General features: G+C 57.0%; 18 protein-coding genes. 15 read left to right on the plus strand and 3 right to left on the minus strand.

All coding sequences use genetic code 11. The annotated features are described in order from the left end of the window. The first annotated feature begins 76 nt into the window (after positions 1–76). From NTX17_08375 to NTX17_08405, 7 genes are all read left to right on the plus strand, one after another. A complete protein-coding gene (locus NTX17_08375) occupies positions 77–3,394 on the plus strand; it encodes a hypothetical protein (GenBank protein ID MCX5801386.1) in 3,318 nt (1,105 codons plus the stop codon). Then, on the plus strand, positions 3,391–4,284 hold the full coding sequence (locus tag NTX17_08380; protein ID MCX5801387.1) for a tetratricopeptide repeat protein: 894 nt from the start codon (positions 3,391–3,393) through the stop codon (positions 4,282–4,284). The genes NTX17_08375 and NTX17_08380 overlap by 4 nt, the downstream gene beginning before the upstream one ends. A 234-nt stretch (positions 4,285–4,518) precedes the next feature. After that, entirely contained in the window at positions 4,519–5,694 is a 1,176-nt protein-coding gene (locus tag NTX17_08385) for an asparagine synthetase B (protein MCX5801388.1), read from the plus strand. Next, the gene (locus tag NTX17_08390; protein ID MCX5801389.1) at positions 5,691–7,517 is read left to right on the plus strand and encodes a hypothetical protein; all 1,827 of its coding nucleotides are present in this window, start codon (positions 5,691–5,693) and stop codon (positions 7,515–7,517) included. Before NTX17_08385 ends, NTX17_08390 begins: the two co-directional genes overlap by 4 nt. Positions 7,518–7,627: 110 nt before the next feature. Then, positions 7,628–7,948, plus strand: coding sequence for a TusE/DsrC/DsvC family sulfur relay protein (locus NTX17_08395; GenBank protein MCX5801390.1), 321 nt, complete (start codon positions 7,628–7,630; stop codon positions 7,946–7,948). Positions 7,949–7,984: 36 nt separating this feature from the next. Continuing rightward, positions 7,985–8,632, plus strand: coding sequence for a hypothetical protein (locus NTX17_08400; protein ID MCX5801391.1), 648 nt, complete (start codon positions 7,985–7,987; stop codon positions 8,630–8,632). Between the two features lie 3 nt (positions 8,633–8,635). After that, complete coding sequence (locus NTX17_08405) at positions 8,636–9,967, plus strand: (Fe-S)-binding protein (GenBank protein ID MCX5801392.1); 1,332 nt, start codon at positions 8,636–8,638, stop codon at positions 9,965–9,967. On the opposite strand, the gene NTX17_08410 is transcribed toward NTX17_08405, so the two are convergent. Beyond that, on the minus strand, positions 9,900–11,120 hold the full coding sequence (locus NTX17_08410; protein ID MCX5801393.1) for an aminotransferase class V-fold PLP-dependent enzyme: 1,221 nt from the start codon (positions 11,118–11,120) through the stop codon (positions 9,900–9,902). The two genes, NTX17_08405 and NTX17_08410, sit on opposite strands and share 68 nt — an antisense overlap. 357 nt (positions 11,121–11,477) lie before the next feature. Between NTX17_08410 and NTX17_08415 the strand changes: the two genes are divergently transcribed. The 4 genes from NTX17_08415 to NTX17_08430 all read left to right on the plus strand — a co-directional run bounded on the left by NTX17_08415 (position 11,478) and on the right by NTX17_08430 (position 17,340). After that, the gene (locus NTX17_08415) at positions 11,478–11,909 is read left to right on the plus strand and encodes a hypothetical protein (GenBank protein MCX5801394.1); all 432 of its coding nucleotides are present in this window, start codon (positions 11,478–11,480) and stop codon (positions 11,907–11,909) included. A gap of 25 nt (positions 11,910–11,934) precedes the next feature. After that, positions 11,935–13,263, plus strand: a complete 1,329-nt coding sequence (locus NTX17_08420) for an MFS transporter (GenBank protein ID MCX5801395.1) — start codon at positions 11,935–11,937, stop codon at positions 13,261–13,263. Between the two features lie 457 nt (positions 13,264–13,720). Next, entirely contained in the window at positions 13,721–15,040 is a 1,320-nt protein-coding gene (locus tag NTX17_08425) for an NADP-dependent malic enzyme (protein ID MCX5801396.1), read from the plus strand. 158 nt (positions 15,041–15,198) lie between these two features. Continuing rightward, positions 15,199–17,340 carry an acetate--CoA ligase family protein gene (locus tag NTX17_08430; protein ID MCX5801397.1) on the plus strand — a complete coding sequence of 714 codons (2,142 nt, stop codon included), beginning with the start codon at positions 15,199–15,201 and terminating at the stop codon, positions 17,338–17,340. Positions 17,341–17,349: 9 nt separating this feature from the next. Here the strand turns inward: NTX17_08430 and NTX17_08435 are convergent, their stop codons facing one another. Beyond that, positions 17,350–19,221, minus strand: coding sequence for a M6 family metalloprotease domain-containing protein (locus NTX17_08435; GenBank protein MCX5801398.1), 1,872 nt, complete (start codon positions 19,219–19,221; stop codon positions 17,350–17,352). A gap of 183 nt (positions 19,222–19,404) precedes the next feature. Between NTX17_08435 and NTX17_08440 the strand changes: the two genes are divergently transcribed. The 4 genes from NTX17_08440 to NTX17_08455 all read left to right on the plus strand — a co-directional run bounded on the left by NTX17_08440 (position 19,405) and on the right by NTX17_08455 (position 24,791). Continuing rightward, positions 19,405–20,034 carry a hypothetical protein gene (locus NTX17_08440; GenBank protein ID MCX5801399.1) on the plus strand — a complete coding sequence of 210 codons (630 nt, stop codon included), beginning with the start codon at positions 19,405–19,407 and terminating at the stop codon, positions 20,032–20,034. Between the two features lie 9 nt (positions 20,035–20,043). Continuing rightward, positions 20,044–20,637: a hypothetical protein gene (locus NTX17_08445; protein ID MCX5801400.1), complete on the plus strand. Its 594-nt coding sequence runs from the start codon at positions 20,044–20,046 to the stop codon at positions 20,635–20,637. Positions 20,638–21,132: 495 nt separating this feature from the next. Continuing rightward, positions 21,133–22,941 (plus strand): ABC transporter ATP-binding protein, encoded by a 1,809-nt coding sequence (locus NTX17_08450; GenBank protein MCX5801401.1) that lies wholly within the window; start codon positions 21,133–21,135, stop codon positions 22,939–22,941. 2 nt (positions 22,942–22,943) lie between these two features. Then, positions 22,944–24,791, plus strand: coding sequence for an ABC transporter ATP-binding protein (locus NTX17_08455; GenBank protein MCX5801402.1), 1,848 nt, complete (start codon positions 22,944–22,946; stop codon positions 24,789–24,791). A 33-nt stretch (positions 24,792–24,824) separates the two neighbouring features. On the opposite strand, the gene NTX17_08460 is transcribed toward NTX17_08455, so the two are convergent. Next, positions 24,825–25,586 (minus strand): ubiquinone/menaquinone biosynthesis methyltransferase, encoded by a 762-nt coding sequence (locus NTX17_08460; GenBank protein ID MCX5801403.1) that lies wholly within the window; start codon positions 25,584–25,586, stop codon positions 24,825–24,827. Between the last annotated feature and the right edge of the window lie 3 nt (positions 25,587–25,589).

The following is a 25,589-nucleotide window of genomic DNA, read 5'->3' on the forward strand; positions in this document are numbered from 1 at the left end:
TCGCGGTCGGTGCAAGGTCGCTGGCTCCGCGCCATTACACTCCTGCCGGGTTCTTGTGATCGCCGAGGATTCCCAGATGCCCCCTGATGCATACGATGGTTTGTGGAGAAATCTCGTCAGTGCCCGGCGAATGCTGGCCAGGGGCTCTCTCGGCCTCTCGCTGCTCAGGGTCATCACCCTCGTTGCAGCGCTCCTCTTTGCATCAACGGGTCTTGTCCTTCTAGCCGGGACTGAATCTCCGGCCACAACAGTCCTCGGAGTGCTCGTGGTTTTCGGCGTGCCAGCTCTCATTCTCTCTGCCGTTATCGTCCCCCTGCTCAGAGTTCCAGCTGTGGAAAGAATAGCGGTGATGGCCGACAGACTGGAAGGAAAGAGAAATATCCTCATCTCGTCCCTCCAGCTCGGCCGGAGTATGGATGAGCTCTCATTCTCCTACTCCAAGGCGATCATCGAAGCCATCGTTAGCGAGGGCGAAACCTTGAGCGGGGCAGTGGATTTCAGGAGACTTCTTCCCTCACGAAAGCTTCGTTCGTGGAGCATCGCCTGTCTGTTGACGACGTTGTCTCTGGTTGCCTTTCTCGCACTCGTGCCGGGCGCGTACGAGCCCTCTTTTTCGTCCATCGTGTCCGGTCCGTTTGAAGAACGCGTGTCTGTATCGATCGAGCCCGGCGACGTCGAGATCGAACCGGGAGAAATCGTGCACGTCAGCGTGATTGTGAAGGGGAGCCTCTCGGAGCCGAAATTGCGCGTGAAGTCGGGCCCGGGCCCATGGGGCTACGTCGCCCTCGGTCGCGCCTCCAGAACGCCGGGAGCCGGTGAGAACGCGTCGGTTTTCGAAACGACCCTCACAAATATTGACACGAGCACTCAATATGCCGCGGAGCTCGGGAAGACGCAGACGCCGATCTACACGATATCCGTGACGACGCCTCCCGAGGTTTCCGAGTTCCTCATTTCGTACGAATTTCCCGAATACGCCGGCGTTGAACGGCGAATCGTGCGCTCCGTGGTGGGAGACATCTCTGCGCTTCGCGGGACGACCGTGTGGATCGAGACGGCCTTGTCCAGGGGGGTCACGTCTGCCGGCCTCGTTTTCGGCGACGGGAAGAGTATTCCGATGGAAGCGCGGTCGGAAAAGAGTTACGTCGGCAGCTTCTCGCTCATGCAGAGCGGGACCTACCAGGTTTGCACGACGGACGCGCGCGGCAGGAGGTATTTCTCTCCCTCGTACGAGATTCACTGCCAGGAGGACATGAGTCCGTTCATCAAACTTGTGTCTCCCTCGTCGGAAGTTGACGTCGACGAAAGCATGGGATTCCCCCTGGAGCTCGTGTGCGCCGACGACTACGGCCTCTCCACGCTTCGACTTCATTACTACAAGGATCCTCGGGACGTCCGCTCGGAAGAGATAAAGAGCTTCAGGGCGAGAACGAAGGAGGCCGCGGTAAGCCATTTCTGGAATCTCGGCCCCGCACAACTGCTGCCGGGAGAGACCGTCAGTTATTTTCTCGAGGTTTACGACAACGACGTCGTATCGGGGCCGAAGTCTGCAAGGACACCGTTGATGACCGTGCGCTTTCCCACGCTGGCTGAGCTGTACAGCGGAACGGAGGAGCAACAAGGCGCGAACATCGCCGACCTCCGGCAGATTCTTGACGAGGCCCAGACCATGAGAGAGGAGCTCGAAAAGGCCGGCAGAGAGATCAAACAGGAAAGCGGTCTCTCCTGGGAACGCAAGAAAGAAATCGAGAATCTTGAGAAAACGTACGCACGTATGGCTGAAAACATAGATCGCGTCAGCCAAGAACTTGAGGCGAGTGCGGAGAAACTGCAAAGCTACGACCCTACGAGCCTGGAACTTGCGCAGAAGATTCTCGAGGTTAAGAAGTTATTGGATGCAATAAGCAGTCCGGAACTGAAGAGCGCGATCGAGAGACTTCAGGAAGCCATGTCAAAGTTCGATCTCAATCAAATCGAAAGGGCGCTCGCAGATTATGCCATTCCTCAGGAAGAGCTCCTGAAGGGCTTGGACAGAGCGATTGAGCTCCTCAAACAGATACAACTTGAAGAGAAACTGCAGGCGGCCGTAGAGCGGGCCAACGAGCTGGCTCAGAAACAGAGTGAGGTTGGACAGAAGCTGGACGAAAAAGCGCCGGACTTCTCTGCGGCCTCGGAGCAGCAATCCGATGTCGGCGAGTCGCTCGAGAAACTCAAGGGAGAGATCGAGGAGATCGCCAGGGAGGCTCAGGACGAGGAACTTTCGCGCACGCTCGAGGATATTGCCAGTTCGATCAGCAGCGGCGGGCTTCTCGACAAGATTTCCCAGTCCGGAGAAATGATCCGTTCGAAACAGGCGGCCGGACTGAAAAAACTGGTTCACACAATAGAAGACGGCCTGCGTGCCGTCGTTGATCAACTTACGAGCGCACAGCAGAGCCATTCGTCCAACAAACTGTCGGACGTGACCGAAAGAGTGAGGCGGGCGATGCACGAGCTGGTTCGCCTTTCGAGGGCGGAAGAAGAACTCTCGACGTCCAGTGGCGGAGAGTCGGCCCAAGATCTTGCGTTGCGACAGCAGAGCATTCTTGAAGGTACCACGATTGTCGCGGACCGACTGTTCGAGCTCAGCAAGGAGACGCTCTTCATGCAGCACGTCACCACTGTCACCCTCGGGACCGCGTTGAGACAGATGGAAAGGGCTATGAGGAGTTTTGATTTGCACGTAAAGGGTGACGGGTTCAGGGCAAGTCTGCAAGCCTACCAGGCGCTCAATAGCGTGCTCACCACGCTTCTCGTGGCCGAGCAGTCCATGTGCTCGGGTAAGGGCGAAGGTATGGGGATCGGTCAGGGCTTTCAGAAAATGAGGGCTCTATCGGGGCTCCAGCAGGGAATCAACAGATCCACCGATGAGCTTTACTCCGCGATGGGCAAACAGGGAAGGTTGAGCCATTCCGAGGAAGAGACGCTGGGCCGCCTTGCGGCTCAACAAGAAATGGTGAGAAAAGGCATGGAAGAGGTCTCAAGGGCCTTCGGCCAGAGAAGGGACATTCTCGGAAGGCTGGAAGAGATTGTCGACGACATGAAGAACGTAGAGGAACAAATGGGCACAAGGCAGTTGGATCAGGACGTGATCCACAGACAGAACAAGATCCTGAGCAGGCTTCTTGACGCCCAGAAATCAGTCCAGCAGCAAGACTACACGGGGAAACGATATTCGAGGCCGGGAAAGGATTTCTCGGACAGGCAGTCTCCGCCCGAACTTCCGCGAGAACTCCTGGACCAGCGTGAGAAGATACGCCTCGATATGCTGAGGGGGAGAACTGACCGTTACCCGGATAGCTACCGAGAATTGGTCGAACAGTACATGAGGGCGCTTTCGAGGACCACCAAATGAACAAGTTAGGGCTTTCAGCGAGCGCTCTCGGACGGTCCGGGGTGGGCGTGATCTGTTCGATCTTCCTGTGTTTGACAAGCGTCGCCACTGCTTTTGCGATTTCTCCTGCGACACTCCTACAAAGCGCAGCGAGCGATTTTCGAGCGGGGGAGTTTGCTTCGGCGTCCATCAAGTATCATGACCTGTTGGAGCGTAATCTCACCTATCCTCAGCTCAGGGACGTCCTTCTCTCCTACTGTGAGAGCGCACTGCGCGAAGGCAAGCTCGCCACGGCAGAATCCCTAACCGTCGTGGCCAGAGAGAAGCTCTCTGATCCTCCGGCGATTGGGCGCGTCACGTTTCTTAGGGCAGAGATTCTCTATTTCAAGGGTGACATGAAGCAGGCACTCGATGAGTACATGGACTTTTTGAGCGGGAATACGGGAAGTCCGCTCGTCAACGACGTGATAGATCGCCTGCTTCTCATCGACGAGAACGGTGGCGACAACGGGGAGCCGCTCGTTGCCTATTCTCGCGCCGAGTTCCTCGAGTTCGCAGGAATGCCGGACAGTGCCGTCGCGGCCCTGCGCGAGCTGCTGAAGAGTTTCCCGAGCTCACAGATCGCGGACGACGTCCGGATGAAGATCGGCGACATTCTAAGCTCCCAGGCAAAGTTCTCCGAGGCCGTGGAGGAATACCGCGTTCTTGAATCGAGCCTTCCTAAGAGTCAGCTAGTGCCGCTCGCAAAGCTAAAGATAGCGCAGCTCTACCTGGATAGACTCCGCGAACCGGACAAGGCCACGGCTGAATATGAGAGCATTGTGACGAGTTTTCCGGAAACGTCGTTCGCCGCCGAGGCAAGGAGCGAGCTACACAAACTGAAAGCGGGGCCGAGAGGTCGAAGCCGCTGATGATATACGGGCGCCGGAGACACGATCTGCGGGTCGCGGTCGGCCCTGGCCGCGCGTAACGGGTGTCGGCGCCGCGGGTAGCACGTGCTGGCGCCATGCGCCCCGGGTGCGAACCGGCAACCAACGGAGATAAACGGTATGTACATCAATCGGTCGCGGTTCTTCTTAGCGCTCGCCGTTCTCCTGGTCGTAACCGTGACCACGTGCTTTTCTTCTGCTGATATTCTTGTGAACATGGATCTTAAGCAACGAGATCATCTCCGGGCCTACGGTCTTGCATACAAGTGTCTCGAGAAAAGGACGAGCATAGAGTGGCTTCTCAACTACAGGGGTGGTTCCTTTCTCATCAGGGGAGGCGAAGAGAGCGCGAACCTGGCCAACTTGATGGGAGTGTCCTTCGAGCGCGTGTCCGGCACCGACATTGCCCGAATTGAGAGCGAAATCGAAGAAAACAACATGGAGGTCCTGGTGCTCGAGAAGGCTCCCAAGATAGCGGTCTATATTCCGCCTACCGCTTTGCCCTGGGACGACGCCGTGACCCTGGCGCTCGAGTACGCGCAGATACCTTACACCAGAGTGTGGGACGACGAGATACTACTCGGAAAACTCAGTCAATTCGATTGGCTGCATCTCCATCACGAGGATTTCACCGGCCAGTACGGAAAATTCTACGCCGCCTATCGAAACGCCGACTGGTACAAAGCGCAGCAGCAGGACTACGAGGAGGCGGCCGGAAGGGCAGGTTTTGCCAAGGTTTCCCAGCACAAGGCCGCTGTCGCTCAGAAAATCAAAGACTACGTGGCACAGGGTGGGTTCTTGTTTGCAATGTGTTCAGCTACGGACACGTATGATATCGCTCTGGCTGCGCAGGGCGTCGACTTCATCTGGGATCAATACGACGGCGATCCTCCCGCGCCCGACGCCGAGCACCGCCTGGATTTCTCGAAGACGTTTGCCTTCGAGGGTTTCAAGCTCCAGATGAACCCATTAGTGTACGAATTCTCCGACATAGACGTGAACGACGAGGCATTGAGACGAGGCCCGAACATTTATTTCACGCTTTTCGAGTTTTCCGCAAAGCAGGACCCCGTTCCCACGATGCTGACGCAGGACCATCTTGCTGCGATTCCGGAATTCCTTGGTCAGACAACGGGTTTCAACAGGAAGACCCTAAAGAGTTCGGTCACCGTCCTCGCCGAGGTACAGGGTACCGAAGAAGTCAAATACATTCACGGGAACTACGGACGAGGGACTTTCACTTTCTACGGCGGCCACGACCCGGAGGATTTCAGACACAACGTCGGCGATCCACCCACGGATCTTTCCTTGCACAAGAACTCGCCCGGCTACAGACTGATTCTCAACAACGTTCTCTTTCCCGCAGCAGAGAGGAAGAAGCAAAAAACATGAGAAGACTCGGACTCGTCGTTTCCTTGGGGCTTGTCGCGGCACTGGTCTTGCCGGTTGCGTTTGAAGGTGCGGCCCTCGGAGCACCCGGCGTCATCTTGGACGACTACAAGATCAAAATAAGTCCGTCACGAGAAAACGAAGAAATCACCGCTATTGCGGAGTTCGACGTGATCACGAACTCAGAATCAGGGACCGATTCGCTCTGCCTGTTCTTGCACAGCGAGCTCGAGGTCGACAGCGTCTCCGACGCAAGACGCGAAAGACTTGAGTTTACGCAAACCAAAGTATCTTGCCCGCTCAGCTACTCTCTTGCAGCAAACAGAATCTGCCTGAGACTCGCCGAACGGTTGTCCAAGGGCGACACTCTCGGGCTGGTCGTGTCCTATCACGGAAAGTTCACGGCGTCGCCCCTGAGGAGAGCTTCGGACTTCATGAGACTCGATAGCGACGGGCTTTTCCTGAGGGGCCCCGGGTGGTCTCTCTGGTTCCCCACGGCAACTGCAACGGCCGAAGCGATCAGCGCGCATGCGAGTATGACCGTGGAAGTAGTGGCGCCGCCGGGTTGGAAGGCCCTCTGTGAGGGGGAGCCTTCTGTAAATCGTGATGCCGGCTTGTGGTCGTTCAAGTGGGAAGCGAGGGACAAAATTCCCGCCGCTTCCGCCGTATTGATTGCCTCAAACTACGACACGCTTTCCGCTCGCGTTGGAGGGCAGAAACTCTCGTGTTGGTATTTCTCTTCCGCAGAAGACAGCAGTGCGTCCGTCAAGCTCTTTGAGGCATCGAAAGAGCTCCTGGGCTTCTTTGTTCAGAACTATGGAGATCCGCTGGGGCCCGCGTCTCCACCGCGTTTCACGATGGTCGAGATGCCCATATACGGCGACTTCTTCTCGGGAACCATAATGGGCATAAGCAAGGGTCGCATGCGAGAGACAATCTCATCTCAGAAACGTGCAGAGCTGACCTCTCTCATTGCCAGCGAGATGGTTCGCAAGTTCACGGTGCCGGCGGTGGATTCTTCTGCGCCCGGCGCTCCGTTCCTGCTCGAAAGCGTGCCGTCCTATGCATACGTGCCGGCGATCGAACGGATTTTCGGCAGACCGTTCGTTTGGGAAAGCTCCGAGTTGGTCATGCGGCGTTACGTTGCCGGAAGGAAGAAGGCGGAGTCGCGCGAGGCAGGCTTTCTCGCAGAGAAGCCGCTCGCAGAGCTATCCATGTCTGACGTAGGGCGATACAAGGACGCTTTCCTTCTGGAGGGAAGGGGAGCTTACGTCCTCCACATGTTGAGGAAGCTCATCGGGGACGAGAGCTTCTACTTGGCAATAAGAAGCTACATGGCGGCCTTCGCAGAGCGGCCCGCGGGTGCGAGAGCGGTGAGCGGCACGGTGGTTGGTGACAATGCGCCCCCCGGTAAAGTCGGCAGGCCCGCCCCCAAGCGTGCGCGCCTGGAAGACTTCGTTCAAATCGCGGAAGCAGCAAGCGGGAAACGGCTCGACTGGTTTTTCAGTCAGTGGCTCTACGGGGACGCTCTGCCCGACTACAGGATTGCGGACGTGAGGGTGAGCGTCTCGCGCGACACGACTTTCGTGGACTTGAAAGTGGAGAACATTGGGACGGGACTCATGCCAGTTCCTGTCGCGCTGTTCACAGACAAGGGGCAACGAACCAGCGAGGTCTGGCTCGCGGCCCACGAATCGGCCCAGATGAGATTTGTCAGCAGGTCCAGGCCCAAGAGGGTTGAGATAGATCCCGAAAAGTGGATACTCCAGGCGGACATTAGTAATGATGGAGTGGACATAAGCCCTCCTAAGCCGTCTGGGAGCTGAGCGTACTTGCTGGCAGGTTCCCGCAAGTTCAGAACATTTCCCAGGATATGGTATACTTTGACTTTTGAGTCGAGAATGACTAGACCACGCAGAATACCGAGGAGTGCGCGATGCCTTCTATCCAAGTTGGAGACAGGAAGATAGAGCTTAACGAAGAAGGGTTTCTGGCGCGCCCACAAGAATGGGGCAAGGACGTTGCCGAGGTCCTTGCAAAGCAGGAAGAAGGAATAGAAGTCTTGACCGAAAATCATTGGTCAGTCATCAACTACATTCGGGGGTATTACCTCGAAAAGAACCTGGCCCCCATGGTTCGTAAGATTTGTCAGAACACCGGCGTTCAGCTCAAGCTGATCTACGAGCTGTTCCCCTCGGGTCCCGCCAAGGGGGCCTGCAAGGTTGCGGGGCTTCCCAAGCCGGATGGTTGCGTGTAGGGAAGAGGCCCTCGCGCGCGAGGAGAGAAATCCCGCATGCCACTGCTCTTGAGATACGGAGTAGCCCTCTCGTTCCTTATCTGCGTTGTCCTCCTTTCGTTCGAGATTGTGAGTACTTTCGCGTTCGACCAAAGGTCACATTGTGCAAAGCCCAAGGCCGGCGGCTTACGAGGAGTGCTCTACGCCTTCGGTCGAGGCATGATGCCGTGGGAAAAAGAAAGCGCGGCGAAGCATCCGATCACTTACTTCGCCGGGGTTGCCTACCACGCCGGTATATTCGCGGCCCTGTTCTACATTTTCTGCCTCGCCCTTTCTGTAGAACTGGGTGTCCTGACGCTCTCTCTTCTTCGCTTACTCCTCATCCCGGGGTTCCTGTGCGGGTTGGGTCTTTTTCTGAGAAGGGCCTTCAGTTCAAACATGAGAACACTCAGCAGCCCCGATGATTACGCCTCAAATCTTATCGTGGACGCGGTCCTTCTTCTGGCCGCCATCGACACCCGTCTTGGCGGTGTCACCCATCCGGCAAACACGACCTGGTTGCTCTTGTCGGTCTCAATCATCATGTTTCTGTACGTTCCGCTCGGGAAAATCCGGCACTGCTTTTTCTTTTTCTACGTCAGAGTTCTTCTCGGTCGGTTCTACGGTCGGCGAGGCGTTTTGCCTCCGAGACCGCACGAGGCATGAAGGATGAACGAAGAGAGGATAGCCCGGCTGACGCCGGAAGACTTGAAGAAAGCCCTTCGAGTCTTCCGAGAGAAGATACATTCTGAATACGCCGCCTACCTCAATTCCTGCGTCCACTGCGGTCTTTGTGCGGAATCCTGCCACTACTACGTGGCCGACGGCGAGATCGAGTCGATTCCGGCTCACAAATTGAATCTCATCACGGGAGTTTTCAAGAGATATTTCACGTCCGCCGGCAAGAGCATTCCCTGGTGGGTGGGTGCGAAGGAATTGGACGGCGAAACAATGAGGGAATGGGTGGACTCACTCTTTGGAAGATGCAGTTTGTGCGGCAGGTGTTCGCTGAACTGCTCCGTCGGCTTGAACATTCCCTACCTCATCCGCGCGGCAAGAAGCGCGATGGCTTCTATTGACTTGGTTCCGCTCGGCCTGCAATCCACCGTGAACACCGCCATCGAAAAAGGCAATAACATGGGCATACCCGAAGAAGAATGGATTGAGACGGTGCGGTGGATTGAGGGAGAGCTCCAGAGCGAAGTCGGCGACAAGAACGCCAGGCTCCCCATGGATGAAAGGGGAGCGCGACTTCTCTACACGGTGAATCCCCGCGAGCCCATGTTCTTCCCTCTATCCATTGCGGCCGCCGGCAAAATCTTCTACGCCGCGAGAGAGAGTTGGACTTTTTCCAGCAAGCACTACGACGTGACCAATTACGGCCTCTACAACGGTGACGACGAAGCGGCCGCGGTCATGTCGGGTAGACTTGTCACGTCCATGGAAGAACTCGATTGCGAGACCCTTGTTCTAGCAGAATGCGGGCACGGCTTCAATTCGAACAGGTGGGAAGCTCCAGAATGGCTGGGCAGAAAATACGACTTTGAGGTGAAGAGCGTTCTGGAGATCGTGGCCGACTACATCCGCCAGGGTCGCATCACACTCGATCCTTCGCGCAACCCGGCTTCCGTCACGCTTCACGATCCCTGTAATCTAGTTCGTCTCGGTGGAATAGTGGAAGAGCAGCGATACATTCTCAGACGCTCGGCTGCCAATTTCGTTGAGATGACTCCCAACAGGGAGAAAAATTTCTGCTGCGGAGGCGGAGGTGGGCAGCTCTCGATGACTCAATTTGCCGAGAGGCGGCTGAAGGCCGGGAAGGTGAAGGCCGATCAGATCAGGAGAACCGGCGCGAAGGTGGTTGTGGCTCCTTGTCACAATTGCATTGATCAGCTCACGGAGCTCAACAAGCATTACAAGCTTGGCGTCGAGGTCAAGACTGTTTGCGAGATTGCGGCGAATGCGCTCGTATTAGGGAGGGGCGAGGAGGACGCTTCCTGACCGATTCTGCTATTTCTCCGACCGCTTGAATCGCAGCTCTTATGTGCTCCTCCGTGTTGAACGGGCCCACGCCGAACCTCACGCCTCCGTGAATCTTGTCTATCCCCAGTTGCTCGTGAACAAGCGGGGCGCAGTGGAGGCCGGTTCTACAGGCGATGTTGTGGTCCACGTCGAGCATCGTTCCGGTGTCGAGGGCCTCGAGACCGTCGATATTGAATAGCAGCACACTAATGTGATCTGTCAGATCGTCCTGACAATACAGAGTTACACCGTCGATTCTCTTCAGTCCGTCCCGCAGCAGCGCGGCGAGCTTCATTTCGTGCTCGTGGATGTTTTGCAGACCTTTCTGTTTGAGCCAGCTCATGCCCGCATGAAGCCCCGCGACGCCGAGCGTGTTCAGAGTTCCATATTCAAGCCTGTACGGGTATTCGAAAAGGTGAGTGCGAACTGCGGAGCGAACACCGGTGCCCCCCGCTCGAGAGTGCCGTATCTCTATGCCCTTCCCGACGTAGAGGCCGCCGATTCCGGTAGGGCCGAGGAGAGACTTGTGACCGGTGAAGGCGACCACGTCCACGTTCATGTCCTCGACGTCGATGGGCACTTTTCCGGCCGATTGAGAAGCATCGATCGCGAAAGGTATTCCCTTCTCTCTACAGCGCTTTCCTATTTCCTTCACGGGTTGAACCGTGCCTATCACGTTGGAGGCGTGGTTGACGATCACAAGCCTGGTGTTCTTCTTGAATTTCCTGGAGAAGTCGTCGGGATCAACGAAGCCCCTTTCGTCGAAGGGGACGTGATCGACTTCGACGCCCGCGCTCATCTGCTGGTGGTATAGGGGCCTGAGCACGGAATTGTGCTCGATGGTCGTCGTTATCGCGTGATCGCCCTTCTGCAGCATGCCGCTGACAATAAGATTCAAGGCGTCTGTGGAGTTGTAGGAAAAACAGAGTCTGTCGGGGTCGTCTCCGTTGAAGAATTCCGTCAGCATTTTCCTCGTCGTCTCTACTATTTCGCCGGCTTCCATGCAGAGGTCATATCCGGAACGGCCTGGGTTAACACCGTATTTCCGGTAGAAGCCGTCCATGAACGTGTAGACTTCCTCGGGCTTGGGAAAGGACGTTGCTGCGTTGTCGAGATAGATGAGCTGTTCCATGCACGGCCTCCGTGGCCCCTTGAGCCTCCAGGAATTCCACTTCGTCTCGCGCTGCGCCCTCTCCGTTCGGGTCTTGCCGGTACGAGGTCGTTCGGGCGCCCCCGGTGACGGAATGGGACAACCGACCACTTTACCTCATTTGGGCGGTCGGACGCAATTGGTTCGTGTTGCAGACAAAGAGGCCTCCGTGCCGCGCGCTCGTAACCAGAGAAAGGGTCCCCTTGGTTGCCGATACTCCGCCACGTGCGGCCGCCGCCCGCTTCAGCTTGAAATCGCCGGAGTATCGCTCTATACTGCTCGGAAGCCCGAATACTTCTCAGAAACCCGAGTAACCTTGCTCGACATATCGAGCAGTTCATGGACAAAATGGTTTGGATTGAGTCTCGCCCCTTGCTCAAGAAGTTCCTCGTCATCCTCGGTCTCGTCGTCTTCTTCGCCGCCGACGAGGTCCTCCTGGTCATTCTTTTCTTCAAGATCGGTTTCCCGCACTTGCCGGTCGCAATTTGGGCGGCGATTATGGTCTTCGTGATTCTTCTCAACGTTTCCCTGGCCGCCGTCGTCTACAGGGTCATGTTGAGACGTCCCACCACCGGCGCCGAGGGGCTCGTCGGCGCCACCGGTGTTGTTCTTGTGTCTCAAGGTAGAAGAGGAAAGGTGGAGGTGAGAGGAGAGCACTGGAACGCGGAGTTCGAGGAAGATCTTAATCCTGGAGACGAGGTGCGCGTGCGCACCCTCAAGGGCTTGACTCTCGTGGTGGAGAGTAGTGATAACCAGGCTCGCCGCGATTAGGGCAAGCCTGACGGTGTTTTCATAAATGTCTACCGTCTCACCTTTGCGTTCTTTCCTACAGAGTTTCTTCTTGGGACGCACGATACGGACCCAGGACAGGCGCGTCCTCGTCCTCGTCTTCTGTAGAGGCATCACCGCGCTGGGTTTCTCCGTCGTTTTTCCCTTCCTGAGCATTTACCTGCACAACGTGATGCACATCTCCATGACTGCAATCGGGACGGTCTTTCTCGCTTCCAGTCTCGCAGGCGCTCTTTCCGCCGTGGTAGGGGGTGAGCTTTCCGACAAGTTTGGAAGAAAGAGAATAATGGTCTTCGCTCTGATATTCAGAGCGATTACGTTTTTCGTGATAAGCCTCGCGGTTCTGAAAAGTGCCGGGTTCCTTGCGATTGCGGTCCTCGTGGTGTTGAGTTCTTTTGCGGGTCGGCTCTTCGAGCCTGCGGCGGGCGCGATGATCTCGGACGTGACCACGCCGGCCAAGAGGCAGGAGGCCTTCGCCCTCCTGCGAATCGGCATAAACCTGGGATGGGCCATTGGGCCGGCCATCGGAGGCTTTCTCGCTTCTTTCTCGTACGCCTTCCTCTTTCTTGTGGCCGGCATCGTGATAGCCGTGGGACTGGTGATTCTGCTCGTGGCGCTCAAAGGCTACAAGACGGCCGCTCATGGAGAACGGATCGATTTTCGTGACCTCGCCTCAGTCGGCCGCGACAAAATGTTCGTCTCTTACAACATGGTTTCTCTTCTGCTCTTTCTGGTGACCGCGCAATTGATGATGACGCTTTCTGTCTACGCGGTCGACTGGGTCGGCATTTCCCAGATCCAATTGGGCTACCTGTACACCGTGAACGGCCTCATGGTCGTGCTTCTCCAGTTTCCGTGCGTGAATCTTGTGCGCGGGCTTCGGATGACGCGCGTGATGGCGCTTGGGAGCTTTCTGTATGCCGCAGGATACTTCTCGGCCGCCTTTGCGGGAGGATTCGTCGCTCTTCTCTTGAGCGTCATTGTTGTGACTTTTGGCGAGATGTTTACCAGTCCCTCCTCTTTTGCTCTTGTGGCGAACATGGCTCCCCGAGAGCGATACGGTCGTTACATGGGGGTGTTCGAGCTTTTTGGGTCCGTGGGGCATTCCTTGGGTCCCTTTGTGGGTGGCATCATCATGGACGCAAGCGCCGGCAACCGATTTGTCGTGTGGGGATTCGTGGGTATCGTTGGGCTTGTCGCTACTCAGGGGTTTTTCATGATAGGAAATAGACTCGCTCCCGGCGTGGACCGCCCGGTTCGAGAAGTCCCTCCGTCCGTGGTCACCGTTTCTGTGGCAGGTAGCAGCGACGCTATCTCCATGCCGCGCAAACAGTAAGAGTGCCCCGGGGGGCGTCGGGCTTCTTGTGTCAAATCGTCTTTCCTCGGGCTTTACCCCTTGCATCCAACCGCCACCTGTGGGAACATTGTTTTCCCGCAGAAAAGACGCCTTTTTTGCGGGTTAAGTTCACGTTGGGTACCGGTAGGCGACCGGCGGTTCGGTGCGCCTTTCTAGTTCGGCAGCATCTGCCGCACTGTTCGCTCTCAATAACTCGGTATAGTTGGTCTGAACGCTGTCACATTTCCACGGACACCACACCTTGGGTTTTTCCAGAACCGTTGCGCCGCACACGCGCAGCACAAGGGTCCTTCGTGCCGGCGGCCGTGGGCGTCCCACGCGACCATTCAAGACTGACGACCCGCCGAGCTACTGAGATGCGAGAGCCATCCGCGGCTGAACTGCCCAGGACAGGAGGAGGTTTATGATAAACGAGAAGGAACTCTTGAAGAAGGCTATGAAGCCGGCGAAGGACGCCATGAGACTTCACCCCTTCTACCGGGGAAAGATCGAGATCTTCCCCAAGTGTACTGTTCGAGACTTCAGCGATTTTGCCATCTGGTACACTCCGGGCGTCGCCGAGCCGTGCAAGGACATCGTGAAGAATCCGGAGAGAGTCTACGAATATACAAACAAGTGGAATCTTGTCGGTGTAGTCACGGACGGGAGCAGGGTGCTTGGTCTTGGCGACATCGGCCCCGAGGCGGGATACCCCGTCATGGAAGGCAAGGCGCTCCTGTTCAAGTACCTTGGTGGAGTTGACGTTTACCCGATCTGTCTCGGCACAAAAGACCCGGACGAATTCATTCTCGCGGTGAAGTGGCTTCAACCCTCCTTCGGCGGAATCAATCTTGAAGACATCGCGATGCCCAAGTGCTTCCGCATCCTCGAAACGCTCAGGCGCGAGTGTCACATTCCCGTTTGGCATGACGACCAGCAGGGAACCGCTGCCGTCACCGTGGCGGGTTTCATCAATGCGCTAAAGATTGTGAACAAGAAGATTGACCAGGTAAGGGTGGGGATGGTTGGTGCAGGGGCCTCCAATATATGCATAGCCAGGCTCCTGATGGAAGCGGGCGTAGATCCACAGAAAATCTACATGACGGACAGCAAGGGCATCTTGCACAAAGGGCGCACCGAGCTAAAAGAGAAGTACGCTGAGAAGTGGCACATGTGCGAGATCTCAAACGCCGAGCAGCGCAAGGGCGGAATCGCAGAGGCCCTGGCAGGCAGCGACGCCTGTGTCGCCCTCTCGACGCCTGGGCCTGGCGTGATAAAGAAGGAATGGGTGAAGAAAATGGCAAAAGACTCGATTGTCTTTGCCTGCGCAAACCCGATTCCCGAAATCTGGCCGTGGGAGGCCACGGAAGCCGGCGCCAAAGTCGTGGCCACCGGTCGTTCGGATTTCCCGAACCAGGTCAACAACTCTCTTGGATTCCCCGGCATATTCAGGGGGGCTCTCGACGTGAGAGCGAGCACCATTACTGACAAGATGTGTCTTGCCGCCTCGTACGAGCTTGCTCGCCTTGCCCAGGACAAGGGCTTGAAACCCGATTACCTGATTCCGACAATGGATGAGTGGGAGGTTTACCCGAGGGAGGCGGTGGCGGTGGGCATGCAGGCCATAAGAGAGGGCGTGGCACGCATCAAGATGGACAAGGACAAACTCTACGAGACTGCTTCAAGCATCATCAGACGCGCGAGGGACACCACGAAGCTTCTCATGAGGGAGAACGTGATAGCTCCTCCTCCGCCGGAAAGCACAGAGAACGAATAGCACTGCGATAAGCCAGGGGAGGAGGACTTCTCCTTCCCTGGCAGCATATGGGGAAGCCGCGTACGGGAGCCTGCGGCCACTGCTCTCCAGTCGTGGGAGCCACAAGTTCCTCAGCGAAAATCGCTGTGGAACCGCTCGGCAAGGAGGGGAATGGGCAGATGAAAGAACTGGACTGCATTTTCAAACCTCGCTCTGTCGCCGTGATAGGTGCATCGACCAAGAAGGGCACGATCGGCAGAGAGCTCCTCAGGAACATGATTGACTACGAGTTCAACGGGATGATCTTTCCCGTCAATCCGAAGGCGGAGTTCATCCAAGGCATGAAGGCATTTCCTTCGGTGCTGGCCATTCCCGACCAGGTGGACATGGCCGTCGTGGTAGTTCCAAAGGAGCAAGTCCCCAAGGTTGTGGACGAATGCGGCCAGAAGGGCGTGAAGGGGCTTGTTGTCATCAGTGCGGGATTCAGAGAGGTGGGTGGTGAGGGTGTTGAGAGGGAGAAGAAACTCGTGGATCTCATCCAGAAGTACCACATGCGCCTCGTGGGTCCCAACTGCATGGGAACGCTCACGGGCATACCCGAAGTGCGTTTGAACGCCACTTTTGCACCCGGCCAGCCATTTTCTGGAACCACGGCTTTTATGACCCAGAGCGGAGCGCTCGGGATAGCGATCTTCAATCTGACCAGGCAGTTGAACATTGGATTCTCATATTTCGCCAGCGTGGGCAATAAGGCCGACGTTTCCGGAAACGACCTGCTCGAGTACTGGGAAAACGATGCCCACACCCAGGTGATCGCGCTCTATCTTGAATCTTTTGGCGCGCCGCGTGTGTTCACTCATCTTGCAAAGAGGATTTCCAAGAAAAAAGCGTTGATAGTCGTCAAGTCTGGAAAGACCGAGGCGGGATCGAGAGCGGCCTCGTCACACACAGGTGCTCTGGCGGCCCCCGACGTCGCCATCGCGGCGCTGCTGAGACAGACGGGCGTCATCAGGGCGGCCACGATTGAGGAGATGCTGGACATTATCCTGGCCTTCACCAAATGTCCTGTGCCGAAGGGAAATCGCGTGGCGATTCTGACGAACGGGGGCGGGCCTGCGATCATGGCGACGGACGCCTGCGTCAATTACGGGCTCAAGGTGGTGCCGCTTTCCGAAGTGACTCGGAAACAACTCGCCAGTTTCCTACCTGCAGAAGCGTCCCTCGGCAATCCCATAGACATGATCGCAAGCGCGACTGCGGACACATACAGCAAGGCCATGACGGTCTTGCTTGCCGACGACGATATCGACATGGTGATCGTCGGGTTTACTCCTCCGGTAATGGTCAAGCCGATGGACATTGCGTATGCAATCACGGAAGTAAAGCGCCGCTTCACCAAGCCGGTAGTGAGCTTTTTCATGGCCGAAGAGTCGTTCTTTGGCGAATTCCCCCAATCGGTTCCCGACTGTCCTCCTTTCTATCGTTTCCCCGAGGCGGCGGCAGGCGTTTGCGCGCAGCTTTACAGGTATCACCTGTGGCTAGAGAGACCGGAAGGGGAAGTCCGCACGTTTGAAGTCGACAAAGAGAAGGTCGGTCGAATCATAGACGCCCGCATCAAGCAGGGCGGCGGATACCTCGATCAGCTCGACTCGTTCGAGGTGCTGCGAGCCTACGGATTCCCCGTGTGCAAGCTGCGCGAGGCGAGAAAACTGGAAGATCTACGCGATGCGGGCCAGCAGGTCGGGTATCCGGTTGTTCTCAAGGTGGCGGGAAGGGACCTGATTCACAAATCAGATATCGGGGGCGTCATCCTGGACATAAAGGACGAGAAAGAGCTCGTCTGGGCATTCCTCGAGATGAAGAGGAATCTCGCTAAGCACGGCCTGGAAGAGAAGGCCGACAAGTTTCTCATCCAGGAGATGTCGCGTCCGGGAAAAGAAATCATCCTCGGCATGACACTCGATGCAAAGTTCGGCCCTCTCCTGGTCGCAGGAACCGGCGGCAAGTATGTGGAGATTCTCAGGGATGTCGAATTCGGTGTAACGCCCCTCACGGATCTCGACGCGAAAGAGATGATCGAATCAATCAGGGGTTACCCTTTGCTCACGGGAGTCAGGGGGGAGCCGCCCGTCTGTATCGACACGGCAATTGAATGTCTCCAGCGACTGGCTCAGCTCGTTACGGACTTCCAAACAATTCAAGAAATAGACATCAATCCGATTATACTTGTGCCGGAGAAGGAGCGCTGTCGCGTTGTTGACGTAAGAATCAGGGTTGAGCCCGAGCCCGCGACCAAGAGCGAATACGCCAGCGAGAGATAGCGGGCGACCTTAGCTTTTCTTTGTCGGTCGTCTTCTCAACAGCGCAATCGCGACCACGGCAACGAGCACGAGCAGGGCCACGATACCTAATGGCGAAAGCGCCGGCACGCGTACGCCTCCTTGGGGGGCGCCGGGAGTCAGGTCCATGGTGATGTTCTGACCGACCTCACTTATGTTCGTGGCGGCGGCAAACCCAGTGCATGCGTAGTTGTCGTAGTAAGAGCTGGAGTTGGGTGTCGAAGCCCCGTCGAAAGTCGTGACTCCGGTTGCACTCGAGTAGAAATCCTGCCAGCCCCCTCCGCTCGTACCGAGTTCAAGTTGGTAAAGACCGTCCGCCTGTTCCAACGAAATGCCGTACCACTTTTCGCCATTGTTGGAGTTGGCAGGAAGAGTGGCACAGTCGCAGTTTGTCTGGCCCTGGTAGACGCCTCCACTCACGCATTCAGCCTCGTTTGGACGCCAGAAGGTTCTGTCGAGAACGTTTTCGTCAATATGATAGATGCACAAACCGTGAGCGTTGGACGCCATCTGTATGAGCCCTTGATCGAATCCAATCTGCTGGCGGTTCTCGAAGAGCCAGTACTCCTTCCCACTCGAGCCCGGATATACCACCTTGTACATGGCTCCAGTGGGTGTGTTCTCGATCGGAGGGATGGTGATGCCCGTCGTAGGCGTGGTCACGGTCGTCGGGGTCACAAAGCCCAGGTAGGCCGTTCCCCACGCGCTCGGGTGTGCGGGAGAGTTGCCGGCACAGTATGGATACACGTTGGGCACCCTATTCCAGCTTCCGCCGGCCATGAGACTCACTCTTCCGGTTCCCCGGGACTCGTACCCGTAGTCGTATTCGTCGGGAAGACCAAGAATATGTCCAAATTCGTGTGCGTACACGCCCACCGTCGGGAGCATAGGAGTCATGGGATCCCCGGCTTCTCCGACCGTGTCGCCTCCCGCCTCAGGTTCCATTGAATAGTCCACGATTTGAACGCCGTCCACGTACATGGTCACAGTATCGGGGAGGCTCCAGGCGTGCGACCAGATCAGCGTGGGGCCACCGCTCCACTCCGCGCCGGAACCGGCATGCACTATGAATAGATTTCGAACCACGCCGCCAACGGCATACTGGGAGAAATCGACATAAGGGTCGGCGGCCGTGACCGCATCCATGGCAAGGCGCTGGGCGTTTCTGGGATAAGGGCCGAAGCCGTTGTCGTGAACTCCGTCAGGCGCGCAGTAGTAAGTGTAGTTGTTCGGAGCCGTAACCCAGCCCACAGTGCTCGGCAAGTCGACTGTCACGATGTCAACGGTTCCATAAGAGACCGTGCTGTAAAACCTCTTGAGCGTACGGACGGTGGTCGTATCGGTCCCACCCCGAAGGTAGGCATCGCCGAAGAGCATGCTGTCCCAGACCGTCGGCCTGAATCTTGTTGCGGGTCCGCCTGGAGGGGTGTCTGGGAATTGGACCAGGATAACTATCGCCTTTACAGTCTGGGTAGTTGGAGAAAGCGGCTCGCGCGAGATCCTGTTAATCCTCACACCAGGCTTTTCTGTGAATCGTGCCTCCGTCATGGAGAACGGCACTTTCTTGCCGGCGTTCTTGTACTGCTGAACCACCTCTGGGTTGAGGGGCATCAGCGTAGGAACGAGCTGTATGTTTACAGCTGCGAGAGAGGCGCGCGTGGCCTGCGCAGGCTCTGTCGCCGCGAGTTGGGGCTGCGTGGTCTGCGGGCGCTCCGCCCGGGCGACGTCTGATAGGGCCGCTTGCCACACCTCGGTGCCTCGGGACGATAGCCCGTCGCCGGAGAAGCCAGTGAGCGGCGCACACAACATCGCAAGGCCTAGTATCAGTAAACAAGATAGGCCTACCGAAAGGCGGGATAACATCACCGACCTCCTTCGTTTCAGGTTGAGGGGACGAAACCATGTCCGGTTGCACGGATGGTCCGAGATGTGCAACAAGAGCAGTAAGGTACGACAATATCATATAGATTATCTCACAAAAAACTGCGTAACTCAAGGGAAATCGGCCCAGGCATGTAGTTCTGTGCGTATCCAGGTCGTTCTGTGATGTTGACATCCATTCTGCAGAGAGTTATCCTGGTTCTAGTGGAAGCTGGCTTCGGCTCACGAGGTACGGATCAACTGCTGATAGCTGACAACGCCCAAGTTAGCCTATTCATCGCGGAGTGCGCGGTACGCGGCACGTTGCCTCGAGATTGCCGAGATCGCTCGAATGCGTTCGCTTTTCTTGGTGAGTGGGCGTGCAGATTGCTGGGAGATATCACGGCCGTGGCAAGAATCGTGGTGTTCGTAAGTCTGATTATCGCGGTCGTACTCTGCCTGGGACCTTGCTCTTGCGTGTTCGTTGTGGCAGAGCCGAGGCAGGTTGACGGCCCCGCCAAGCGTATCTGGACGGCCAATACAGTCAAAGCGCATCTGTACGACGGTTCCGTGGTTGTGTTTCCGCACGGTGCGCAAACCAGAGGAAACACCCTCAGGGGGGACGGTATCCGGTACGACCTGTTGAGACAGAACTCGTGGCAGGTGAGGGGGGTAGAGCGAGACAGCGTTGCCCTCGTGGAGTCTTACGTGGGGAGAACGCTTCCGATTCCAACCATCTTGAGTCTGATGGGTCTGGCTGGCTCTTGTTTGATTGCGTTTGCGCTCATGATGGCCTCCGTGGATACCAAGAGGTGAAAGCAACATATGAACGCGTTCCCTACCCGCAACCCCAACAATGACAGGCGAGTTGGAACTGTTTTCATGGCGGCGTTTATCTGCCTCCTGTCCTGTTCGTGCGCCAGCGAAGTCGACGTCCTGAAGCCGACCGGCGAGCAAACGACGATCACGCTTTCTGACTCAACCCAGCATGACGTCGAGCTCTTGGCAGTTTCAGACTCGGCGCTCTACGTTGTTGAGGGAGAAACAATCGGCCTCGCGCGCCTCTCCGACATCCGTAGAGTCTACGTGCAGGGCTACCTTATTCCCAGGAGCGATAGGGCGCTGGGGGCGATTCCCATAGTGTTGTTCCAGGGGGTGGTGGCGTGCCTTGCCTTTGCTGAGGAGATCGAAGGGTTGGGGATCGGTATAATGGCGACAGTACCCATTATCCTCACCTTGACCGCCTTTGCCACGGGAGCAGGCGAGCCGGACGTGAGTTTCTCATCTCCGTTCGATGAAAGCCGATTGCGGAAACTGAGGCTCTACTCGAGATATCCACAGGGACTGACTGACGGCCAGTGGGCCGGCTTACTGGCATTCCATCACCAGACGACGTTCGCCCCGTTGGTGCCGAGATAGAGATTTCACGCTTGGCCGCCGGGCTTCCCGCCTGTTTCTTTGGGTGGACGCCAGACGGGCTCGCTCCGCTTCGGTCCGCCGGCCTTCCACCATGAGTCTTTCGCTGCGAAAGCTCACAATAGAAGTGCTTGACAGAAATTTCCGCTTCGGTTATCGTTGTCATGTTCTAATCTAAAAGGAGTACACGATGGCCATTGTCAACATAGGGAGTTGCCTGTAGGCCAGACCTAAGGAAGTCTGGCTTGCGGCCGACTTAGGCGCGGTATTCAGCGTCCGAATGGCTCGTGGTGTACTTCTTCAAGAATGTTCTTTCTTCTTAAGAAAACCGATCGAAAGTCCACCAGAGCCATTCGGGTGGGCTTTTTTGTTGCCGTCGGGCCGATTCCGGGATTGATTGCGGAATCAAGCGGCCGGGCAACAAAAGCCTCGCGAGCGCGTAATGATTGGCAGCCGGTAGTCTAGCTTCTGCGCCTAGCGCGTCTGGTTTGGGTTGATATGGATCCGGTTTACTACGAAGAAGAAACAACTGTACGCACGCCGACGAGGATTCTCGCACGGCGAATGCTCGGGCTCCTCAAGGGGCACGGGGTCGAGCTCGCAGTGTGCCTCGTTCTTCTTTTCGCGGCGTCGAGCGTCTCGCTTGTCGGGCCGATTCTGGTGAAGCGAGCCATCGACGTTGACATAGCCGAGAGGAACTTCAGGGGACTTGTGCTCACCGTCTTACTCTTTGTTGCCGCGCAGCTTGCGTTTCTCTTGCTGAGCTATGTGCAGCGCGTGAGACTGGAAACGGTCGGGCAGGCCATCATTTCCTCCCTGAGAGAGCGACTCTTTGCGCGCGTCACGGGTATGTCACTGTCGTTCTTCGACAAGAATCCGGTGGGAAGGCTCATTTCGCGGGTCGAGAGCGACACCGAAGCCATGAGAATGCTCTTCACGTCTGCGGTTGTGACATTTCTCGGCGACATAATCATGTTCCTCGGAATGCTTGCGGTCATGGCCTATGTGAATCTCAAGCTCACGCTTGTAACTTCGCTGGTTCTTCCGCCGATACTGACGGCGGCCTGGATTTTCTCGAAGAAGACCACGCCGCTTTTTCTCACCGTAAGAAAGAGAATGGCCGACATTACCGCTTTTCTCACCGAGCATCTTCAGGGTTCGGCGATAGTGCAGATCTTCGGTCGGGAAAAGCAGACGACCGAGGCGATGAGAGACGCGAACCAGCGCAAATACGAGACCGCGCTGAAGGTTGAGCTGATCGTCGTGGCCTTCTTCAACACACTCTTCCTTACCGAGACCATCGGGGTCACGCTCATTCTCTGGCAGGGAGGGAAGTGGGCTCTCAGTGGTGCCGTGACGATCGGTACGCTCATGATGTTCATGGGATACGTGCGAAGATTCTTTGAGCCGCTACACAGGCTTTCCGAAGAGCTCAGCACGTTTCAGCGAGCATTCTCAGGAGCGCAACGCGTGTTCGAGCTTCTCGACACGCAGCCGGAGATCACCGATAAGCCGGTCACTCGGGAATGGAAGCGGTTCGAGAAAGGCATAGATTTCGAGAACGTATGGTTCAGCTACGACAACCACGACTGGGTCTTGCGTGACATTACCTTCAGTCTGTCGAAGGGGCAGAGATGGGCCCTCGTCGGTGCGACGGGCGGCGGGAAAACGTCAATCATAAGCCTGCTACTGAGGTTCTATCAGCCGCAGCGAGGAAGGATCCTCGTTGACGGAATTGATATCAAGGAGCTCTCGCAGGAAGAGCTTCGTGCCAAGATCGGGCTTGTGCTTCAGGACATTTTCCTCTTCCCGGGCAACGTGTTGGAGAATCTCCGAATGGGCGAGAAAACGTTGAGTCCGGACCGGGTCATGGAGGCAGCGAGGCGCATCCGCGTCGATGACGTAGTGAACAGACTCCCGCGGGGACTCGAGACCGAGCTTGCCGAGCGAGGGGACAATCTCTCTACCGGGGAGCGACAGTTGCTTTCTTTCCTGAGAGCGCTTCTCGTGGACCCGGACATTCTCGTGCTCGATGAAGCCACGTCGAGCGTCGATCCCCACACCGAGCGACTGTTGCGGCGCGCGATGAAGGAGTTGATGGCCGGTCGGACGTCTTTAGTAATCGCCCACAGGCTCTCGACGGTGATGGACTCGGACCACATCCTGGTGATCCATGACGGGGAAGTCGTTGAGAGAGGGAATCACAGTGCGTTGATGGCTCAGAAGGGTTACTACAGAAAGCTCTTCAGGCTTCAATGCCTCGCGACGCGGGAGAGGGAAACTCCGGCCGCGGGGGGAGACGAGTAATCATGAGAAGTGTGAGATGGCTCTTTGAAGTCTGGCGGACAAGAAAGCGCCTTGCCACGTTTCTCGTGGTGTTTTCGATTCTCAATGCACTTTTGGCTGTGGCCTACCCTCTGTTCGTGCGCGCAGTGATCGACGCGATAAAGAACAAGGCCGGCGTTGAGGTCATCTCCAGAAACGTGCTCATTCTTCTCGCGCTGGGGATTGGGCAATTCCTTGTCTACGCCTCCATGCAGGGCACGCGGGCGTGGACCAACCTTGTGCTTGAAAGAGACTTCAGGCAGAGGATGTTCGGGCATCTCATTCGTCTAGGCCGAAGTTTCTTCCAGAGATTCAGAATGGGTGACATCGTGACGCGCCTCACGGACGACTTGAGCACGGAGATGAAACTGTCCTGGTTCGCCTGCTCAGGCATTTTCAGGACGATCGAGGCGCTCTGTATGATCGTGTTCGGCCTCGCGGCGATGATCCGACTGAACCCGACGCTCACGCTCTTTGCGGTGGGGCCGCTGCCGATACTCATAATCATCTTCATGTTGACTTCTGCCGCGGTCGAGGCTCGGTACGAACGGCTCCAGAAGAGAATCTCGGACGTGAATGCTCACATGGAGTCCTGTTTTTCCGGCATAAGAGTCGTCAAGGCTTACAGGCGCGAGCGGGCCCAGGAAGAGGGGTTCGGCGAAGTGATAGGTCGTCGAAGGCGGGCGGAAATAGACGCCGTCAGGGTGGGTACGATTGTCCAGGCCATGTACGGTCACATCTGGCAGTTTGGAGTGGTCATCGTGTTGCTGGTCGGCGGAAAGATGGTAATGGAAGGCAAGCTCACGATCGGAACGCTCGCGGCTTTCGACGCCTACGTGATGCTCTTGGTGTTCCCGATGTATGACATCGGCACGTTCTTCGTGCGTGGGAAGAGCGCCGCCGTGTCCATCCGCAGGCTCGCAGACATGGAAGACGTACAGCCGGAGATCACGGAGATCGATCATCCGAAGGTGTTGCCGTGGGCCGAGACGACTCACGGTTGGCAGGAGAGTGGGGGCGGCGCGCACAGAACGCAAGGTCGGGCCGGAGGCGGAAGCCCCCGCGCTACTCTGCCGGGCACACTCAGATTCGACAACGTCTCCCTTTCCTTCACGCCGGGAGGAGCGAAGGTCCTCGACGGAGTCAGCTTCGAAGTCAAACCCGGCGAAATTGTTGCTCTTGTCGGGCGAGTTGCCTCCGGGAAGTCGAGCGTGGTGAATCTGATCCCGCGACTTGTTGACCCGACGGAGGGACGGATCCTTCTGGACGGTGTGCCGATAAGAGATCTGGGCCTTGAAGATCTCAGAGGGATAATCGGCTACGTCCCGCAGGAGCCGTTACTGTTCTCGGACACCGTCGAAAACAACATTAGATTTCACAGAGACTGGATTGGTCGGGAAGACGTCGCGCGGGCCGCAGAGGTGTCCAGGCTCGTGGAGGAGGTCGGGGCGTTTTCCGACGGCTTCCAAACAAAGATAGGCCAGCGCGGGGTCACCATCTCCGGCGGGCAAAAACAGAGGGTCGCACTCGCGCGAGCACTCGCGGGAAGACCCAAGATATTGATACTCGACGACTGCACGGCAAGCCTTGACGCCCAGACCGAGACGGCGCTCTGGGAAGGACTTCAGAAGGTGTTCCCGCAGTGCGCCACAATAGTGATCTCACACAGGGCGGCGACGCTGGAGCGAGCCGATCTCATACTGGTCTTTGAGAGAGGTAAGATAGTAGAGAGAGGGGCGCACCACGAGCTCGTGTCGAAAAAGGGCGTCTATCACACGCTCTACGAACTCGGAAAACTTCGGGACGAAGTGGGAACAGGTTGGGAGGAGTGAGAGGAGCAGTGGGCGAAGAATATGCGTTCTTCGTTACTCGCGAAGCGCCTTGCTCGACGTCGCCTTTTCAGCCTTGTGGATCGCTGCCGTCCCCGCGAAGAGCCTCACGACGGAAACGGTCCCGAATCCCGCCTGCCTCATGATCTCTGCGAGCTCATCTGCGTCGTAGAAGCTGCGTATCGTACTTGAAAGGTAGGAGTAGGCGCTTTTCGACCCGGAGATAGCGGCGGCTACCGGTTTCAGGAAACCATCGACGTACCCGTGGAAAAGGCGCCTCACGATTGGCGAATCCGGCTGACTCGTCTCGAGGTTGACGAGCCAGCCGCCCGGCTTGAGCACGCGATGAAACTCCGCGAGGCAGGAAATGAGATTCTCTTTCGACGTTGTTATGTTCCGCGTAGCGAAGGAAATGGTCACAAGGTCAAATGACCCGGGTCTGAATGGAAGGCACCCCGTGTCTGCCGCCGCGAAGAGAATGCCCGGGTTCTTTCTGGCTTTGGGCGCTGCCTCCGTTGCGGACGCTGCTTCCTTCTTGCGCCGCGCTTGTAGCAACATCGGCAGGGAAAAGTCCGTGGCCACGACGGTCGTGCCGGTTCCTGCGAGTCGTCTCAACTGAGCCGCCATCTCTCCGGTCCCAGTGGAGACGTCGAGCCACATTGCCCCGCCCTTGGCTGAGGCCAGAGACGCCGCCTTTCTTCTCCAGAGGACATCTAGCCCGAGGCTTATGATGTGGTTGATGCGTTCGTAGACTCCGGGAAGCCGGTTGAATATTTCCTGAATGGCGTTGCCGTGCATTGC

The organism is Candidatus Eisenbacteria bacterium, assembly GCA_026388185.1.
Classification (GTDB): Bacteria; Eisenbacteria; RBG-16-71-46; order JAFGJU01; family JAFGJU01; genus JAPLKG01.

What these genes read in the sequence shown, in the direction of transcription:
- NTX17_08375 (MCX5801386.1), top strand. Translation starts at nt 77, where the DNA reads ATGCCCCCTGATGCATACGATGGTTTGTGGAGAAATCTCGTCAGTGCC.
- NTX17_08380 (MCX5801387.1), top strand. Translation starts at nt 3,391, where the DNA reads ATGAACAAGTTAGGGCTTTCAGCGAGCGCTCTCGGACGGTCCGGGGTG.
- NTX17_08385 (MCX5801388.1), top strand. Translation starts at nt 4,519, where the DNA reads ATGGATCTTAAGCAACGAGATCATCTCCGGGCCTACGGTCTTGCATAC.
- NTX17_08390 (MCX5801389.1), top strand. Translation starts at nt 5,691, where the DNA reads ATGAGAAGACTCGGACTCGTCGTTTCCTTGGGGCTTGTCGCGGCACTG.
- NTX17_08395 (MCX5801390.1), top strand. Translation starts at nt 7,628, where the DNA reads ATGCCTTCTATCCAAGTTGGAGACAGGAAGATAGAGCTTAACGAAGAA.
- NTX17_08400 (MCX5801391.1), top strand. Translation starts at nt 7,985, where the DNA reads ATGCCACTGCTCTTGAGATACGGAGTAGCCCTCTCGTTCCTTATCTGC.
- NTX17_08405 (MCX5801392.1), top strand. Translation starts at nt 8,636, where the DNA reads ATGAACGAAGAGAGGATAGCCCGGCTGACGCCGGAAGACTTGAAGAAA.
- NTX17_08410 (MCX5801393.1), bottom strand. Translation starts at nt 11,120, where the DNA reads ATGGAACAGCTCATCTATCTCGACAACGCAGCAACGTCCTTTCCCAAG.
- NTX17_08415 (MCX5801394.1), top strand. Translation starts at nt 11,478, where the DNA reads ATGGACAAAATGGTTTGGATTGAGTCTCGCCCCTTGCTCAAGAAGTTC.
- NTX17_08420 (MCX5801395.1), top strand. Translation starts at nt 11,935, where the DNA reads ATGTCTACCGTCTCACCTTTGCGTTCTTTCCTACAGAGTTTCTTCTTG.
- NTX17_08425 (MCX5801396.1), top strand. Translation starts at nt 13,721, where the DNA reads ATGAAGCCGGCGAAGGACGCCATGAGACTTCACCCCTTCTACCGGGGA.
- NTX17_08430 (MCX5801397.1), top strand. Translation starts at nt 15,199, where the DNA reads ATGAAAGAACTGGACTGCATTTTCAAACCTCGCTCTGTCGCCGTGATA.
- NTX17_08435 (MCX5801398.1), bottom strand. Translation starts at nt 19,221, where the DNA reads ATGTTATCCCGCCTTTCGGTAGGCCTATCTTGTTTACTGATACTAGGC.
- NTX17_08440 (MCX5801399.1), top strand. Translation starts at nt 19,405, where the DNA reads ATGTTGACATCCATTCTGCAGAGAGTTATCCTGGTTCTAGTGGAAGCT.
- NTX17_08445 (MCX5801400.1), top strand. Translation starts at nt 20,044, where the DNA reads ATGAACGCGTTCCCTACCCGCAACCCCAACAATGACAGGCGAGTTGGA.
- NTX17_08450 (MCX5801401.1), top strand. Translation starts at nt 21,133, where the DNA reads ATGGATCCGGTTTACTACGAAGAAGAAACAACTGTACGCACGCCGACG.
- NTX17_08455 (MCX5801402.1), top strand. Translation starts at nt 22,944, where the DNA reads ATGAGAAGTGTGAGATGGCTCTTTGAAGTCTGGCGGACAAGAAAGCGC.
- NTX17_08460 (MCX5801403.1), bottom strand. Translation starts at nt 25,586, where the DNA reads ATGCACGGCAACGCCATTCAGGAAATATTCAACCGGCTTCCCGGAGTC.